15 protein-coding genes are annotated in these 15439 nt (G+C 64.8%); 13 read left to right on the forward strand and 2 right to left on the reverse strand.

The genetic code is table 11. The annotated features are described in order from the left end of the window. Positions 1–255: 255 nt before the first annotated feature. The 13 genes from G3545_RS26570 (at position 256) to G3545_RS26630 (ending at position 13326) form a co-directional block, all read left to right on the forward strand. Positions 256–1926 (forward strand): aromatic/alkene/methane monooxygenase hydroxylase/oxygenase subunit alpha, encoded by a 1671-nt coding sequence (locus G3545_RS26570; protein ID WP_170017303.1) that lies wholly within the window; start codon positions 256–258, stop codon positions 1924–1926. 76 nt (positions 1927–2002) lie between these two features. Then, positions 2003–3061 carry a 2Fe-2S iron-sulfur cluster binding domain-containing protein gene (locus tag G3545_RS26575; protein ID WP_170017304.1) on the forward strand — a complete coding sequence of 353 codons (1059 nt, stop codon included), beginning with the start codon at positions 2003–2005 and terminating at the stop codon, positions 3059–3061. Between the two features lie 40 nt (positions 3062–3101). Beyond that, the gene (locus tag G3545_RS26580) at positions 3102–4172 is read left to right on the forward strand and encodes an aromatic/alkene monooxygenase hydroxylase subunit beta (RefSeq protein ID WP_170017305.1); all 1071 of its coding nucleotides are present in this window, start codon (positions 3102–3104) and stop codon (positions 4170–4172) included. Positions 4173–4178: 6 nt separating this feature from the next. After that, entirely contained in the window at positions 4179–4550 is a 372-nt protein-coding gene (locus G3545_RS26585) for an MmoB/DmpM family protein (RefSeq protein WP_170017306.1), read from the forward strand. A gap of 109 nt (positions 4551–4659) precedes the next feature. Continuing rightward, positions 4660–5682 (forward strand): amidohydrolase family protein, encoded by a 1023-nt coding sequence (locus G3545_RS26590; protein WP_170017307.1) that lies wholly within the window; start codon positions 4660–4662, stop codon positions 5680–5682. A 4-nt stretch (positions 5683–5686) separates the two neighbouring features. Next, entirely contained in the window at positions 5687–6547 is an 861-nt protein-coding gene (locus G3545_RS26595) for an iron-sulfur cluster assembly protein (protein WP_170017309.1), read from the forward strand. Positions 6548–6609: 62 nt separating this feature from the next. Then, a complete protein-coding gene (locus tag G3545_RS26600) occupies positions 6610–8241 on the forward strand; it encodes a molecular chaperone GroEL (RefSeq protein WP_170017311.1) in 1632 nt (543 codons plus the stop codon). A gap of 255 nt (positions 8242–8496) precedes the next feature. Further along, entirely contained in the window at positions 8497–9003 is a 507-nt protein-coding gene (locus G3545_RS26605; protein WP_170017312.1) for a hypothetical protein, read from the forward strand. Positions 9004–9086: 83 nt separating this feature from the next. Then, entirely contained in the window at positions 9087–11165 is a 2079-nt protein-coding gene (locus G3545_RS26610) for a sigma-54-dependent Fis family transcriptional regulator (RefSeq protein WP_246702576.1), read from the forward strand. 29 nt (positions 11166–11194) lie between these two features. Beyond that, positions 11195–11668 carry a hypothetical protein gene (locus G3545_RS26615; protein ID WP_170017313.1) on the forward strand — a complete coding sequence of 158 codons (474 nt, stop codon included), beginning with the start codon at positions 11195–11197 and terminating at the stop codon, positions 11666–11668. After that, positions 11665–11943, forward strand: a complete 279-nt coding sequence (locus tag G3545_RS26620; protein ID WP_170017314.1) for a hypothetical protein — start codon at positions 11665–11667, stop codon at positions 11941–11943. Before G3545_RS26615 ends, G3545_RS26620 begins: the two co-directional genes overlap by 4 nt. A gap of 28 nt (positions 11944–11971) precedes the next feature. After that, positions 11972–13102, forward strand: coding sequence for a hypothetical protein (locus tag G3545_RS26625; RefSeq protein ID WP_170017315.1), 1131 nt, complete (start codon positions 11972–11974; stop codon positions 13100–13102). A gap of 29 nt (positions 13103–13131) precedes the next feature. Then, complete coding sequence (locus G3545_RS26630) at positions 13132–13326, forward strand: hypothetical protein (protein ID WP_170017316.1); 195 nt, start codon at positions 13132–13134, stop codon at positions 13324–13326. A gap of 25 nt (positions 13327–13351) precedes the next feature. Here G3545_RS26630 and G3545_RS26635 read toward each other — a convergent pair whose 3' ends face one another. Beyond that, positions 13352–13918: a VOC family protein gene (locus G3545_RS26635; protein ID WP_170017317.1), complete on the reverse strand. Its 567-nt coding sequence runs from the start codon at positions 13916–13918 to the stop codon at positions 13352–13354. 49 nt (positions 13919–13967) lie between these two features. Next, entirely contained in the window at positions 13968–15431 is a 1464-nt protein-coding gene (locus G3545_RS26640) for a cytosine permease (protein WP_170017318.1), read from the reverse strand. Between the last annotated feature and the right edge of the window lie 8 nt (positions 15432–15439).

Consider the following 15439-nt stretch of genomic DNA (forward strand, 5'->3'; position numbering starts at 1 on the left):
GAAAGTGCTCTAGATTCAATAGGCTGGAGCATTTTCTGATCGCAAAAGTCATTCAACTTTTGCGGAAAATGCTCTAAGCCGTGCGCCGCTTTCAAGCACGCCCATGGCATCGCAGACCTTTGCCACGTCGAGCCCGCCGCGGCGGGCGAGCGACTGCTCATGTCCGAAGCCCGACGGCCGGGGTGGCGGGAAAGCCGCACCACGCCGCGGGAGGGAATTGACCGTGGACTCCGCCCCAAGAGGAGGATGGCAATAATGACGAGTACACTGACCCTGAACAAGATCACCGCGCAGCGCGGCATTTCCGTCGCCGATGCGGCCAAGAAGATCGCCGATCTCGGCTGGAACCCCTCCTATGTCCAGGAGGCGATGACCTTCCCGACCGACTACAAGATCACCAAGGCGCCGAAGGACCCGATGAAGCAGGTGCTGCGGTCCTATTTCCCGATGCAGGAGGAAAAGGACAATCGCGTCTACGGCGCGCTCGACGCGGCGCTGCGCGGCGACATGTTCCGCAATGTCGAGCCGCGCTGGGTCGAGTGGATGAAGCTCTTCCTCGCCATCATCCCGTTCCCCGAGATCTCGGCGGCCCGCTCCATGGCGATGGTCGGCCGCCTGGCGCCCGGCGAGGACCTGCGTACCGGCTTCACCATGCAGATGGTGGACGAGTTTCGTCACTCGACCATCCAGATGAACTTGAAGAAGTGGTACATGGAGAACTATATCGACCCCGCCGGGTTCGATATCACCGAAGAAGCCTTCGGCAAGTGCTATGCGACCACTATCGGCCGGCAGTTCGGTGAGGGCTTCATCACCGGCGATGCCATCACCTCCGCCAACGTATACCTGACCGTCGTGGCGGAGACGGCGTTCACCAACACGCTGTTCGTTGCCATGCCGTCGGAAGCCGCCCGCAATGGCGACTATGCACTGCCCACGGTGTTCCTGTCGGTGCAGTCCGACGAGAGCCGGCATGTCGGCAACGGCCATTCGATGCTGATGTCGATGCTGAAGGAGCCGGAGAACCACCTCCTGCTGGAGCGCGACATGCGCTACGCCTTCTGGCAGAACCACGCCATCGTCGATGCCGCCATCGGTACCTTCATCGAATACGGCACTACCAACCGCGACAAGAACAAGGAATCCTACGCGGAGATGTGGCATCGCTGGATCTTCGAGGATTACTATCGCACCTACATGCTGCCCTTGGAGAAGTACGGCATCAAGATCCATCATGATGACGTGCAGACCGCCTGGAAGCGCATCACCGAGAAGCATTATGTGCACAAGATCGCGCAGTTCTTCTCGGTCGGCTGGCCGCTGAATTTCTGGCGCATCGAAGCCCAGACCGATAAGGACTTCGAGTGGTTCGAGCACAAGTATCCGGGCTGGTATGCGCAGTTCGGCGAATATTGGAAGTGGTACGACAAGCTCTCGCACCGCGGCCAGACCAACATGACATTCAACACCGATACCGGATATGTCTATCCGCACCGGTGCTGGAGCAGCATGGTGCCGTGCGTGGTCCGCGAGGACATCGTCACCGACACCATCGACGGCAAGCTGCACACCTTCGCGCATGAACTCGACCGCTGGACCGCAGTGGAGGCCTTTGCGAGCGAATACCAGGGTCGCCCGACTCCGGCGATGGGCCGGTTCAGCGGCCGGCGCGAATGGGAGAGCTGCTACCACGACTGGGATCTCGCCGACGCCATCCAGGACCTCGGCTTCGTCCGCACCGACGGCAAGACCCTGATCCCGCAGCCGCATCTGCGCTTCGAGGAGAAGGAGATGTGGACCCTCGATGACGTGCGCGGGTTCACCATCAAGAGCCCGCTCATCACCCTGCGTGAGATGAGCGAGGGCCAGCGCGAGAAGCATCTCGCCGAATACCGCGCCGGCTTCACCATCAACCCCTGCAACTGAATGTCGGGCGGGACCGGGCTTCCCAGTCCCGCATCGACCAAGGGTTCACTCCAGAAATTCAAGGGGAGGTCGCGCGATGGGCGACGTCTATACCGTCCGCTTGAGCCCGGTCGGCGTCGAGTTCGAGGTCAAGGAGGGCGAGACCGTCCTCGATGCGGCTTTCCGCCAGGGTATCGCCCTGCCGCACGGCTGCAAGGAAGGACGCTGCGCCGCCTGCAAATGCGTGCTGAACGAGGGCGAGGTCGAGCTGAAACCGTATTCCACCTTCGCGCTCAACGAGATGGAACGGGATCAGAACCACATATTGCTGTGCCGCACGCTGGCCTATTCGGACATTGAGGTCGATCTACTCAATTTCGACGAGGAAATACTGTCGAAATCGATACCCGTTCGCAATCTCGAAGGGCAGGTAACGCGGGTCGTCGAACTGACCCACGACATAAGGCGTCTGGAGATCGTGCTCGATCAGCCTCTCAAATTCTGGGCGGGGCAATATGTCGATATCACGCTCCCGGGACCAGAGAAGATTACGCGCTCGTTTTCCATGGCAAATACGCCGGTCGAAGGCAAAGAGCTTGCGTTCATCATCAAGAAGTACCCCAACGGACAATTCTCCTCCCGTCTCGACGGAGACCTCAAGCCCGGAACCCGGCTCGACGTCCGTGGACCGTTCGGCACCTGCTTCCGACGGGAAGACAAGGGAGGAGCCCTGATACTGGTCGGCGGCGGCTCCGGCATGTCGCCGCTGTGGTCGATCCTTCACGATCATCTGGAAAGCGGGGAGGATCGCGAAGTCCATTTCTTCTACGGCGCACGAACCGCCAAGGACCTGTTCTACCTCGACGAACTTGCGCGCCTGGCGGAGGAAAATTCCCGCTTCCACTTCATTCCCGCGTTGTCCAATACGGGCGAGGACGAGGAATGGACCGGCGAGCGCGGCTTCGTCCACGAGGTGCTGAACGCCCATCTGCGCAGGCTTTCGTTCGGCGAGGATGTCGACGTCTATGCCTGCGGCCCCGAGCCCATGATCGAGGCCCTGGTGCCGGTCCTGCAGATGAATGACGTCTCAACCGACCGCATCTTCTTCGACAAGTTCACGCCGGCTTCCAGCGCCACCGAGCTGGCCCACGCCTGAACAAAGTATTTCCCAAGCATCAAGAAAAGGGAGGACCATCATGTCTGCAACAGAAACGGCACCGGTCAAGTCGGGAGCCGCGGGTTCGGCGATCTTTGCCGACTCCGATAGCCGGAAGTACCGCTATTTCGAGCCGCGCGGCAAGCGCGCGACCCACTATGAGGACGTCACCGTCGACGTCCAGCCGGATCCCGAGCGCTATCTGCTGCAGGACTGGATCATCTCCTTTCCCGACGGGCGCGGCGCCTATTCCAAGGACAACACCGCGGCGCTGAGTTCCAACTGGCACCTGTTCCGCGCGCCGGACCAGGAGTGGGAGCGCACCCACTATCAGCGCCAGTCCAAGATCGAGGGGATGGTGCAGTCAGTCATCGCCAATGGCCGCAAGTCCGGTGCGCCGAAGGCGTTCGACAAGGCCTGGGTGAAAGTGCTGCAAAACCATCTCGGCGCGTGGAAGCACGTCGAGTTCGGCCTCGGCACGTCGCTGATGCAGGCACAGCGCTACGGCTATACGCAGATGATCAACAATGCGACGCTGACGAACTCGTCGTACAAGCTGCGCCTTGCCCAGGACATCACGCTGTATCTTGCCGAAATCGGCATGGATATCGGCAATTTCGACGACGAGGCCGGCAAGCGGACCTGGCTCGAAGACGGCATCTGGCAGGGCACGCGCGAGGCGGTCGAGTCCATCATGGGCGCGACGGACTATCTCGAGCAGTACTTCGCCACCAACATCGTGTTCGAGCCGCTGGTCGGCGAACTGTTCCGCAGCGGCTTCCTGATGCAGGCGGCGTCCCCGAACGGCGACTTCATCACGCCGCCGGTGATCTCGGCGGCCGAGGCCGACTACGAGCGCAACCTCGCCAACGCGATCGACCTGTTCCACCTGCTGGCACACGACCCGGAACACGGCGCGCACAACAAGCTCCTGTTCCAGACCTGGCTGCACAAGCATGTGGGGCTCGCCAACAAGGCAGCCGCCGGCCTGCAGCCCATCTGGTCGCAGCCGCATTCCAAGCCTGTCCAGTATTCCGATGCGCGCGCGCAGTCGGTCGAGCGCATCCAGAAGATCCTGGGCGAGCTCGGTCTCGATCTTCCCAAGGAGTGAGCACAGATGTCCGTATCCTCCCGGTCCGCCACCAACCACAACATCTTCCAGAAGATGGGCGACATCGTCTTCAACCAGACGATCTCGCATCAGTGCGGCGTTACCATGAATGACAGCGTCGAGGCTCGCGCCATCGCCGAGTTCATGGGGCAGAAGCCCGCCGTGACGGTGACCTATCAGCCCGCGCTGATCCGCATCGACGGTGAAGGCAAGCTGGTCTTCAAGATGGACGAGATCAGCGAGATCCTCGGCAAGGAGATGACCGCCGAAATCTTCGAGGTCAATACGTCCACTCACTACGGACGCATGATCCGGGTCGACGACAATACGGTCACCCTGTTCGGCGACATGGACGAAATACGCCAATACATCGAGTAACCGGGGACAGGCTCGGCGGGGAGGGCAGGTGCCTTCCCCGGCCGGCACGAAAATCGGCGCCCGACGCGACGCCACGCGCACATGCATTCCGATGAACGGGAGAGGGACGATGTTCAGGACGCCGGACGGTGAAGAGGTCTTCATCATCGATGGTCATACGCACTTCTGGGACGGCAGCCCGGAGAACCAGAGCAATATTCACGGCAAGCAGTTCATCGACTGCTTCTACGCCTACCACACCGCCCTGAGCCCAAAGGACAAGCTCTGGGCCAAGGACAAGTTCGAGAAATACAGCGCCGAGCAGATGCACCACGATCTGTTCGTCGACGGTCCCGACGACATGGCGATCGTGCAGTCGACCTATCTCACCGAATTCTACAAGAATGGCTTCAACACCATCGAGCGTAACCTCGAGATCGCCAAGGCCTACAAGGACCGCTTCATCGTGAACGGGGCGTTCGATCCGCGCGATGGCGAGAAGGCCCTCGAATACATTCATTTCATGAAGGAGAATTACGGCGTCAAGGGCGTGAAGCTCTACACCGCCGAGTGGAAGGGCGAGTCCCGTGGCTGGAAGCTCACCGACCCGAGCGCCTATCGCTGCCTCGAGCTGTGCCAGAAGCTTGGCATCACCAACATCCACGTGCACAAGGGCCCGACCATCATCCCGCTCGACAAGGATGCGTTCGACGTCCACGACGTCGACCATGCGGCGACCGATTTCCAGGGCCTGAACTTCATCATCGAGCATTGCGGCCTGCCGAGGCTCGACGATTTCTGCTGGATCGCGGTGCAGGAGACCAATGTCTATGGCGGCCTCGCCGTAGCGTTGCCCTTCATCCATTCCCGCCCGCGCTATTTCGCCGAAGTCATCAGCGAGCTGCTGTTCTGGGTCGGCGAGGACAAGCTGCTGTTCGGCAGCGACTACGCGATCTGGACGCCGCGCTGGCTGGTGGAGAAGTTCTGGAACTTCGAGATCCCCGACGACATCAAGCAGGAGCACGGCGTCGACCTGACGCGCGAGGCCAAGCGCAAGATCCTCGGGCTCAACGCCGCTCGCCTCTACGGCGTCGATGTCGAGGCGCAGAAGGCGAAGCTCAAGGACGCCTCGCTGGCGGTAGCGGCGGAGTAGGGCGATGGGCAGCTCGGCCAGCCTTGATCGCCGCACGGCAGCGGTGTGGGAGCGCGCCTCGCACGTCATGGATCCCGAGCTCGACGAATCCATCGTCGATCTCGGCTTCGTGGAGGATGTGGACATCGATGCGGATGGCGGCGTCTACGTCCGGTTCCGGCTACCGACCTATTGGTGCTCGCCGAACTTCGCCTTCCTGATGGCCGACGACATCGCCCGCGCGGTGCGTGCCCTGCCATGGGTCGGCGAGGTGCGCCCGCGCCTTGAGGACCATATGTGCTCGGACGAGGTCAATCGCGGCGTCGAGCTCGGTCTCAGCTTCGCGGATGCGTTCGCCGGCTATCAGGTCGGCGGCAGCATCGAGGAGTTGCGGGAGACCTTCCTCAGGAAGGCCTTCCAGCGGCGCCAGGAGGCGGTGATGCTCGGCTTCCGACGCGCCGGCTGCACCGACGCCGAACTGGTGGCGATGGATCTCGCCCGCTTCGATCGCTTCACGGTGCGCGATGCGGAAGGGCTGCGGCAGAAGCCGCGCTATCGCTCCCTCCTGCTTGAACGCGGGCTCGCCGCCGGGCCGCAGGATCTCGCCTTCGTCACCCTGGAGGGCGAGCCGATCGCGGCCTCCGGACTGGCGGCGCACCTGCGCGCACTGCGTGCCATCCGCATCAATATGGAGGCGAACGGCGCGCTGTGCCGCGGCCTGTCCGAGGCCCGCTATCGCGAGCATCACGTCGAACCGGCCGAGCCCGGTGAGGAGCACGCGTGCGGCGCAGCCGGCAAGGCGGAGGCCTGCTCCGGCTGCGCGCTGGGCGGGACCCGCGCAAGGCCGGACACGCAAATCCCGGCGCATGCCCCGATGGCGTTCTGAGCCTCGGGCCGACGATCCCGGGCGACCCACAACAGAGAAACGATCGAGGAGAGGAAAACGCCATGGCAAAACGGATCCTGCACGATATCGAAGCCCGCCGTGCCCTTGCCCGGGGCGTCGGCAAGCTCGCTGCCGCCGTCGAGGCGACGCTTGGGCCGAAGGGCATGAACGCCATGGTCGACCGGCCGATCGGCACGCCCATCGTCTCACGCGACGGCGTCACCATCGCCTCGGAGATCGAGCTGCCCGACCGCTTCGAGAATATGGGCGCGCAGGTGGTGCGCGAGGTCTCGATGCAGACCAACGAGGTCGCCGGCGACGGCACCACCACCGCCATGGTGCTGGCCAATGGTCTCATCCAGAACGGCGTCGCCGCGCTGGAGCGCGGCGCCAAGCCGATCGACCTGTGCCGCGGCATCGACACGGCCGTGGATCTCGTCGTCAGCACCCTCAAGGACCAGGCCCGGCCCGCCGGCGAGCGGCATATGCTGGAAGCGGTGGCGACGATCGCCGCGACCGATGCCCATCTCGGCAGCCTGGTCGCCGACGCGCTCGAGAGGGTCGGCCGCGACGGTATCATCAGCTCCGAATACGGGCTCACCATCGAGACGACGCTGGACGTGGTCGAGGGCATGTCGTTCGACCGCGGCTACATCTCGCACCACATGGTCACCGACATCGAGAAGATGGAGGTAGTGCTGCAGGAGCCCTACATCCTGCTGACCGACCTCAAGATCCGCACGCCGGAGGAGATCGCCGGCATCCGCGCCGCCGTCGCCAGGACCGGGCGCCCGTTGATGATCGTAGCCGAGGAGATCGCGCCCGACGTCGTGGTCACGCTGCTCGGCGAGGGCAACCGTGGCAAGGTGCTGGTCGTCAACCCGCCGGACTATGGGCATTGGCGCAAGGCGATGATGGACGATCTCGCCATCATCACCGGTGGCCGCGTCATCGCGCGCGAGCTCGGCGGCCGGCTGGAAGATGCGACCCTGGAGGATCTCGGCGGCGCCCGGCAGGTGCGCGCCAGCGCCCGCGAGACCGTGATCGTGCGGGGAGGCGGCGATGCCGAGGCTGTTGCGGCGCGGCGTGCCCAGGTCACCCGGCAGCATGAGCTCGCGCCCCCCAATATCGAGCAGGACAAGCTCAAGGAGCGGCTCGCCAAGCTGTCCGGCGGGACGGCCATCATTTATGCCGGCGGGGTGACGCCGGTGGAGCAGAAGCGCAAGATCCAGCTCATCGATGACGCGCTCAACGCGACCCGCGCCGCAGCCGAGGAAGGCATCGTCGCCGGCGGTGGAACGGCGCTGCTGCAATGCGCGCCGATCGTCAGGGCCAAACTCGGCAATCTCAATGGCGATGTCGGCGAGGGCATTCGCCTGGTGAGCGAGACGCTCTCGCGTCCCGCTGCCTTCATCGCGCGCAATGCCGGTTACGATCCCGACACCGTCCTTGATCGCCTCAGGTCGGCACCTGCGGGTGTCGGGTTCGATGCTTCCTCCGGCGAGATGACCGACATGATATCGGCCGGCATCGTCGATCCGGTCCGCGTCACCTACACCGCGCTGAGGAACGCCGCCTCCGTCGCCACCCTGGTGCTGTCGACCAACACCCTGGTGGCCGACATCCCCGAACATATCGACCCCACCGCCGGTCCCGCGCTCGGCGGCGGTGCCGAGAAACTCGGGCGCGCCTGACGACGGCGACGCCACCGCACCGCTGCGTGGGCGCCGTGCTCGCCGGAGCGCTGTATCGCGTGGGTCTGGCACGCGAGCCGGTACCGGCTTGATGCCGAGGGGGCGGCGGACGCCGCTGTCCGCCGCCCCCTCGATGACAGGCAAGTGACGTCAGATTGGAGGCATGATAAATTGCGGTCCATAAATAAAGCGGCATCACTCATCTCAGCTTTCAAGCTGAATTCATGATGTCGACATAAATAACGGGAGGGAATGGTGGTTTATATCATCACCAAGAATGACGGTCCTCGCAAAGAGGATGTCGCCGTCAGGAAATTGATCGAGAATAATCGCTCAACCATCGAGCGTCTCGCCAATCATCTTAGCGGCGGCCGATGGCAGGAGATCCGGCAGGCGCGCTCGGCGCCTCCCGTCGTCACGGAGCCTGAACGCAATACGGTGGCGGGCTATCAGCCGACCGACCGCAGCACCTCGACCCGGCCTTATGTGCGGATCAGCCCGAACAACCGTGTCGTGGTGGTCGACGAGGAGACCAGCCGGCAGGTGCTGTTCCTCGGCGAATTGCGGCGCGGGCCCGAGGGCGAGCGCTTCCGCCTCGCCACCCGGGAGAACGGCTTCTTCGATCCGCTCGAGGGCGACGCGCTGAACTGCCTCCTCGACCTCGACGGGCTGTTGATGCCTGGCGAAGAGGTCCACGAGGCGTTCAAGCAGGAACTGGCGTCGCGCCTCGGCATTGCCGACACAACGAGCGGTGGCGCCTGAACCGCGCGCAAGCGCCTCTTCACCGGCCTCGGCCGGAAGACACCACCACATTCATGGATGCCCGAATGCCCACGGAAGCGCCCATGGTCAAACCGCAGCGCCCCTTCATGCCATCCCTGCCGCCGGGCGGGACGGACCGGGATGACAAGGACCGCCGGTCCGATCCGGCCGACGCCGCCTCCTACGACGCTTCGGCGACGATGGAGGCGTGGGAGCGGTTATTGGCCACCGATCGGAAGCCGGCCGCCGGGCTCGTGCGCGGCGTGATCGAGCGTTCCTGGCAACGCAGCGTGCACTCAGGCGTCGATGCGCGAGGGCGCGGCAGCGAACTCGTCGTCACGACCGACGAGGTCGACCGGCTGCGACGGCAGAACACCGACCTCCTCGACGCCACCCGAAAGACTTTTGGACGGATCGCCGAAGTGCTGGGCGACACCGCGACCATGGTGGTGATCACCGACAGCCAGGGCATCGTCATCGAAACCACCGGTGATCCCAGGACCATCGACGCCGGCCACGACATCCACCTGGAGGTCGGCGCCAACTGGGGAGAGACCGTTACCGGCACCAACGGTATCGGCACCGCGCTGATCACCGGCCAGCCGGTCTATGTGCGCGCGGCCGAGCATTTCTGCGAAGGCGTGAAGGCCTGGACCTGCATCGGCACGCCGATCTTCAGCCCGCTCGACAACAGCGTCATCGGCGTCATCGATTTTTCCGGCCCGCAGGACATCTTCCATCGCCACAATGTGGCGCTGGGCATGATGGCGGCCAGCCACATCGAGCTCGCCCTTGCCGACAAGATGCGGATCGAGCGGGTGCGGCTTCTGGAAGCGTCGCTCTCGCATCTCGGGCAAGCGGTGCGTGGAGATGGCTTCGTCCTCCTCGACCGCTTCGGCCGCATCATCCATCATTGCGACGTGGCGGCTGCACGCTGGCGAAGCTTCAGCTCCGAGACTGAACTCAGGATCGGCGACCGGCTGCTGGATCTCGACGGCGAGCGCTGGCACGGCGGGATCGGAGAGGTCGCGGTTCCAGGGGCGCTGATGGAGCGTATCGAGCCGTTGATGCTCGACGGCAGCTTCTCCGGCGCGATGCTGATATTGCCGCCGCCGGCGCGCCAGGCGCCGCCGAGACGGCCGTCCACCCAACTCGCCGCCCGGCGCGCCGTGGACGAGGCGCGGGCCGCCATCATCGGCGTCAGTGATGTGCTGCTGGCGGCGATCGAGCGCACCGAGCGCGCGGCGATGGGCAAGGCCGCGATTCTGCTGGAGGGAGAGACAGGCGCCGGCAAGGAATTGTTTGCCAGGCTCATCCATGCCTGCGGACAGGAAACCGGCAAGGAGCCCTTCGTCGCCTTCAATTGCGGCGCGGTCTCGAAGGAACTGCTCGGCGGCGAACTGTTCGGCCATGCTCCCGGGGCGTTCACCGGTGCCACGCGCGAAGGCCGCGCCGGGCGTTTCGAGGTCGCCAATGGCGGCGTGCTCAGCCTCGACGAGATCGGGGAGATGCCGCTCGAGCTGCAGCCTTATCTGCTGCGCGTGCTGGAGGAGAAGGCGGTCTACCGGATCGGCGACAGCCGGCCGCGGCCGGTGGATGTGCGCCTCGTCGCCTCCACCAACCGCGATCTCAAGCTGGAGGCGGCCGAGGGCCGGTTCCGCAAGGATCTCTATTTTCGGATCAGCGGCGTGAAGATCAGCATCCCCCCGCTGCGCGCCCGCCGGGGCGACATCCCGCTGCTGATCGAGCACTTCAACACGCAGGCCGCCGAGACCTATTCGGCCGAACCGCTGCGCTTCAGGCCGGAGGTGCTCGACATGCTCGAGAGCTATGCGTGGCCCGGCAATGTCCGCGAATTGCGGAACATCGTCGAAAGCCTGTTCCTGATGTCGACCAGCCGGCTGGTCGGCTTTGACGATTTTCCCGAGGATTTCGTCGCGGACCTGTTTGGCTCGGACCGTTCGGAGCGCGCGCCTGCATTCGCGGATGGCGCTGGGCGCGACGAGCATGAGGAGATTTCGCGGATCGACGAGACTGAACGCCGGCTGATCGAAAAGACGCTGGCGGCTTCCGGCGGCAACACCTCGGCCGCCGCCGAGCGTCTCGGCATCTCCCGCAGCACCCTCTACCGCAAGCTCCACCAGTATCGTTCGGGCGGATAAGGCCAGCGAAAGCGGACGGCGAGACGATCATGGACGGCTCAGAGCCCAATGCCGGCGCCACCGCGACGGCTTCGAAGATCATCGCGCATGCCGATCGCGACATGGCCTTTGTGGTGCGTCTGTCCGGCGAGGGCCTCGATCTGCTGTCGCGGCACTTCATCGGCTTCATCGAGGCCGAGCTTGCCCGGGCGGGCGTTGTCTATGGCGACCATCCACTATTGCGCCTGTTCGTCGAGACTCACAGCCGTGAGCTGACGGAGTTCGTGCTGAGCAGCCTCACGCTCAGGCATCGCTTCGAGTTGCGGATGTTCCAGCACATGACCCATGAGGCCATGCACATGCTGCGCACCGACCTGTGGGATTCGCTGCGCGGCGACATCGAGGCGGCCGAGCGTCATTTCCGCTCCGGCCTCGGCGGCATGCGCGAGATCCTCACCGAGATCGAGGACCTGCGGAAGTCGCGAGAAGGCGTGTCGGCGCCCGGCGGGGACGACGCACCATGAGCGAGGAGATCCGCGACCTGTTCGTCCGGCGCATGGAGATCGTCCAGGAGATCGCGCGGCTCAATGCCCGCCAGCTCCGCGACCAGCAATTGCTCGGCGGCCGCCAGCTCGAACTCGCGAGCTGCGAGGAGGACGCGGAATGCGACGCCGCGACACTCGACGCCGCGCGGGCCGAGGTCGAGGCGAGCGCAGCGCAACTCGCAACGCATGCCGACGAGCTCGAAGCGTGGAATGCACGGCTCGAGGAGATCGACCGGCACATCGCCGGCGCATGAGGCGGATGGAAACAGGGAGCGAGATCTCATGAGTGCCATGGAAGCCGAAGTCTCGCCGCTCTTCGCCCTGCTGGCGCGGCATTGGCGGCTTGGCGGCGTCGAAGCCTCGGCCTTCGATGCCTCCGGCATGAGCGTCGGCTTCGCACTGGGCGACGGCACGCTCGCCCTCGCGTCAATGGGGGATGAGGAAAACGCGAATGTCCGCTGGCGGGTGTCGATCGAGAACGGCCGCGCCACCGTCTCGACGCGCTCGCGCCCAGTGCCGCCTCCGGCCATCGTACCCATCGACGTGGCGCCGATCCGCCTCGCGCCGTTCGGCGATGCCGGCTTCCTGGTGGGCGGAGCCAGCGGCCGGCTGGTCACGGTCGCGCCGGATGGAGCGGTGCGCTCGCTGGTGGACATGGACAGCGGACCGGTCGAGGCGATCTGCGCAACCTCGCGGCAGGTCGCCTTCGTCGCCGCGGGCGGATTGGTCGCGCGCTATGGCGCCGGCGACGCGACGGCGCGCGCCATTGCCCGCTATGAAGAGCCGCTCAGGGCCATGGCACCGTCACCCGACGCCCGCCACATTGCGCTCGGTTTCGATGGACGCATCGCAGTGGAGCCGGCCGAAGACGATGGTGCCGCGCGCCTCGGCTTCGATCTCGCGGCGTCGCGGGTGCTGGCGTGGTCACCGGACGGCCGCATCCTCGCTGCCGGCCTTGACCATGGCGGCATTGCGCTGATCGAGCTTGAAACGCGGCGGGTCCTGCGCCTGCCGGACTACCCGGCCCCGGTGCGCTCGCTCGACTGGTCCGCCGATTCCCGGCTGCTCGCCACTGCCGGTGCGTTCCGCGCCATCGTCTGGAGCTTTGATGCGGGCGACGGCAAGCCGAAGACCATCGAGACTGGTCGCGTGGGCTTCGTTGCCATCACCGTCGTGCGCCTGCATCCGAACCGCCCGCTGCTTGCCCTCGGCTATGAGAACGGCGTGATCGTCATCGCCCGGATCGGGGCGCGCGACGAACTGGTGGTGCGCGATCCATCGCCGGGGGCGGTCGGCGGGCTCGACTGGTCACCCGACGGCGAGCATCTGGCGTTCCATGCATCGCAGGGCGGCGCCGGCGCATCGCAGGGAAGCGCCGGCGTCCTCGACCTGCCTTCCCACATGTTCAAATAGACCTGCGACCATCGAGAGGAGCGTACGCCATGCCCAACGATACCGAGACCGAGAGCAAGGACGGATTCTTCACCGAAATAGCCGAACTGGCGGAGCGGATGATCGCCGCGCACGGCAAGGATTTCTCGATGGGAGCGTTCATCCTCGCCGCGCGGTTCATCGCCGAGAACAAGATTTCCGAGAAGAAGGACGCCGGTGCTCAAGGTTGGCCAGCGCCGTCCTGAACGGATCAGGCTTCCGCGTCGTGGTCTAGCGCGGCGGAAACCACTCTTCCGGCTCGGGGTATTCCCATTCCTGCGGGAAGGCATAGGTCTCGAAGCACGTCCCAGTGCGTTCCTCGGTATCGAAGAAGGCAAAGTGGTTGGTGCCGAGCCAGCTCCCGGATTGCACCAGCCGGAATCCGCGCCGCTCGAACTCCGCAATGCGTTCCTCGAACGGGATATTGTTGCAGTCATAGGCGACGTGATGAATTCCCTCGCCATGTGCGGCGAGGAAATCGGCGAATATTGTCGGTCCCCACAACGGCTCCATCAATTCCCAGACCATGTTGCCCGACTGGGCGAAGCAGACCTTCAGCGCGAACGGGCTCGGCTGCCCCTGATAGGTCTGATGCTGCGTGTTGTCGGGACTGAAGGTGTAGACCCGCCACGGCCCGATGCCGAGACGATGGAGCCCCGTCATGGTGCGCCTGTGATCGCGCGTCACGATGGCGATTTCGACGACATTGCCGAGAAACGCATCGCCCGCTGCGCCTTCCGCCAGCGCCTTCAATACGTTGCTCTGCGCCAATACGTCGGTCGCGAGTGTATCAGTCATGGCATATCCTTCGGAGGGGCAGGAGAAGCGGCAGTCCTGGGGGTGACGGTCAGGAGACGGTCACGTCGTGGGTGGCGGGAACGGCCAGCGGGTCTGCCGCGCTCATCGCCTCGCGGGGTTGGTTCCGGCGCTGCAGCACGAGGTAGCTGGCGCCGCCGACGAGCATTCCCGCGAGCCACGACAGGTCGATCCCGCCCAATGCCAGTGCGATGGGGCCCTGGGTGAGTTCGACCGTGCCCATCTGGCAGGACCATGCGGCGACAACGCCGAGGCCGAGCGCCCACATGCCCGGTGCGTTCACATCGCCGTACGGGCAGTTTGCGTGCGGCGCATAGAGCGAGGCGACGTCAGCGCGGCCGCCGCGCAGCAGGAAGAAGTCCGCCAGGGTGATGCCGGCCCACGGGCTGATCCAGACCACCATCGCGACCATGACGTTCTCGAAGGCATGCGCGAAGTCGCCCGACTGCAGGAAGAGATAGAGGAAGACCAGGGCGACGAGGCCGGACACCACGGACACCACCCAGCGCGGCAGGCGCAGATCGAGGGCGAGCGTCGCCAGCGCGGCGGAGTAGATGACCACGATGTTGGTGGCGATCGGTCCGTGAAGCAGGACGAGCAGCACCGGGAGCGCCATCACGCCGAACGCCGCGATGATGAGTTGCGCGGGGTCGGAGCCGTTGCCGCCGGACGCGATCGCGGCGCCGAGGAAGGCCAGCCAGATGGTTGGAATGAACATCCCCAGGAAGGTCGTGCGGAACACCTGTCGGCCGGTGAGCGACGTCCGGGTGAAGCGCGTATAGTCGGAAGCATAGACCAGCCAGGAAATCCCCCAGCCAATGCCGATGGCGGTCATCAACTGGCTCATGGCCGCCAGCTTGGCGGTGCCGGTGATACTCGTCGCGTGCCACTGTACGTCGATCCGCAGGAAGGCAAGCACCGTCATCGCCACCATGAGCAAGAAAATGGCCGGCATCGTGTAGCGCTCGAAATACTTGATGGCATTGAAGCCCCAAGCAGCGATGCCGACCTGGGCGAGCATGACGGTGCAGGCGATGAGGTATTTGAGTTCGATGCCGCCGCTTATTCCCATCCGCTCCAGCGCGGCGACGGCGAGATCGAGGACGATCCAGGTATTGATCGCCACCCAGCCCATCGGCATCAGCACCTGCATCAGCGTCGGCAGCCAGGCGCCGCGCCGACCGAAGGCGAGGCGGGAGAGCACCATCTGCGGCACGCCGGTGCGGTGCCCCATGACGCTGCAGGCACCGAACAGCGCGCATCCCAAAAGGTTGCCGATGACGATGACAGTGACGGTCTCGACGAGGCTGAGCCCGAGCCGGATGCCGAGCGCGCCGAGCACCCAGTTGATCGGCGCCATGTTCGCGCCCGCCCAGATCCAGAACTGGTCCAGTTGAGACGAGGTTCGGTGGGAAGGTGGAACCGGGGTGATCCCGAGCGCATCATAATTGGAATGGTGGAGCGAATTGGCTTCCGATCCGGGGTTCCTGGACATCGTTTCCT

The organism is Starkeya sp. ORNL1, from assembly GCF_012971745.1.
In the GTDB taxonomy this organism is placed as follows: Bacteria; Pseudomonadota; Alphaproteobacteria; order Rhizobiales; family Xanthobacteraceae; genus Ancylobacter.

Excerpts from the sequence above, each read along its gene's own strand:
- G3545_RS26570 (WP_170017303.1), top strand. The coding sequence starts at position 256 with ATGACGAGTACACTGACCCTGAACAAGATCACCGCGCAGCGCGGCATT.
- G3545_RS26575 (WP_170017304.1), top strand. The coding sequence starts at position 2,003 with ATGGGCGACGTCTATACCGTCCGCTTGAGCCCGGTCGGCGTCGAGTTC.
- G3545_RS26580 (WP_170017305.1), top strand. The coding sequence starts at position 3,102 with ATGTCTGCAACAGAAACGGCACCGGTCAAGTCGGGAGCCGCGGGTTCG.
- G3545_RS26585 (WP_170017306.1), top strand. The coding sequence starts at position 4,179 with ATGTCCGTATCCTCCCGGTCCGCCACCAACCACAACATCTTCCAGAAG.
- G3545_RS26590 (WP_170017307.1), top strand. The coding sequence starts at position 4,660 with ATGTTCAGGACGCCGGACGGTGAAGAGGTCTTCATCATCGATGGTCAT.
- G3545_RS26595 (WP_170017309.1), top strand. The coding sequence starts at position 5,687 with ATGGGCAGCTCGGCCAGCCTTGATCGCCGCACGGCAGCGGTGTGGGAG.
- G3545_RS26600 (WP_170017311.1), top strand. The coding sequence starts at position 6,610 with ATGGCAAAACGGATCCTGCACGATATCGAAGCCCGCCGTGCCCTTGCC.
- G3545_RS26610 (WP_246702576.1), top strand. The coding sequence starts at position 9,087 with ATGGTCAAACCGCAGCGCCCCTTCATGCCATCCCTGCCGCCGGGCGGG.
- G3545_RS26615 (WP_170017313.1), top strand. The coding sequence starts at position 11,195 with ATGGACGGCTCAGAGCCCAATGCCGGCGCCACCGCGACGGCTTCGAAG.
- G3545_RS26620 (WP_170017314.1), top strand. The coding sequence starts at position 11,665 with ATGAGCGAGGAGATCCGCGACCTGTTCGTCCGGCGCATGGAGATCGTC.
- G3545_RS26625 (WP_170017315.1), top strand. The coding sequence starts at position 11,972 with ATGAGTGCCATGGAAGCCGAAGTCTCGCCGCTCTTCGCCCTGCTGGCG.
- G3545_RS26630 (WP_170017316.1), top strand. The coding sequence starts at position 13,132 with ATGCCCAACGATACCGAGACCGAGAGCAAGGACGGATTCTTCACCGAA.
- G3545_RS26635 (WP_170017317.1), bottom strand. The coding sequence starts at position 13,918 with ATGACTGATACACTCGCGACCGACGTATTGGCGCAGAGCAACGTATTG.
- G3545_RS26640 (WP_170017318.1), bottom strand. The coding sequence starts at position 15,431 with ATGTCCAGGAACCCCGGATCGGAAGCCAATTCGCTCCACCATTCCAAT.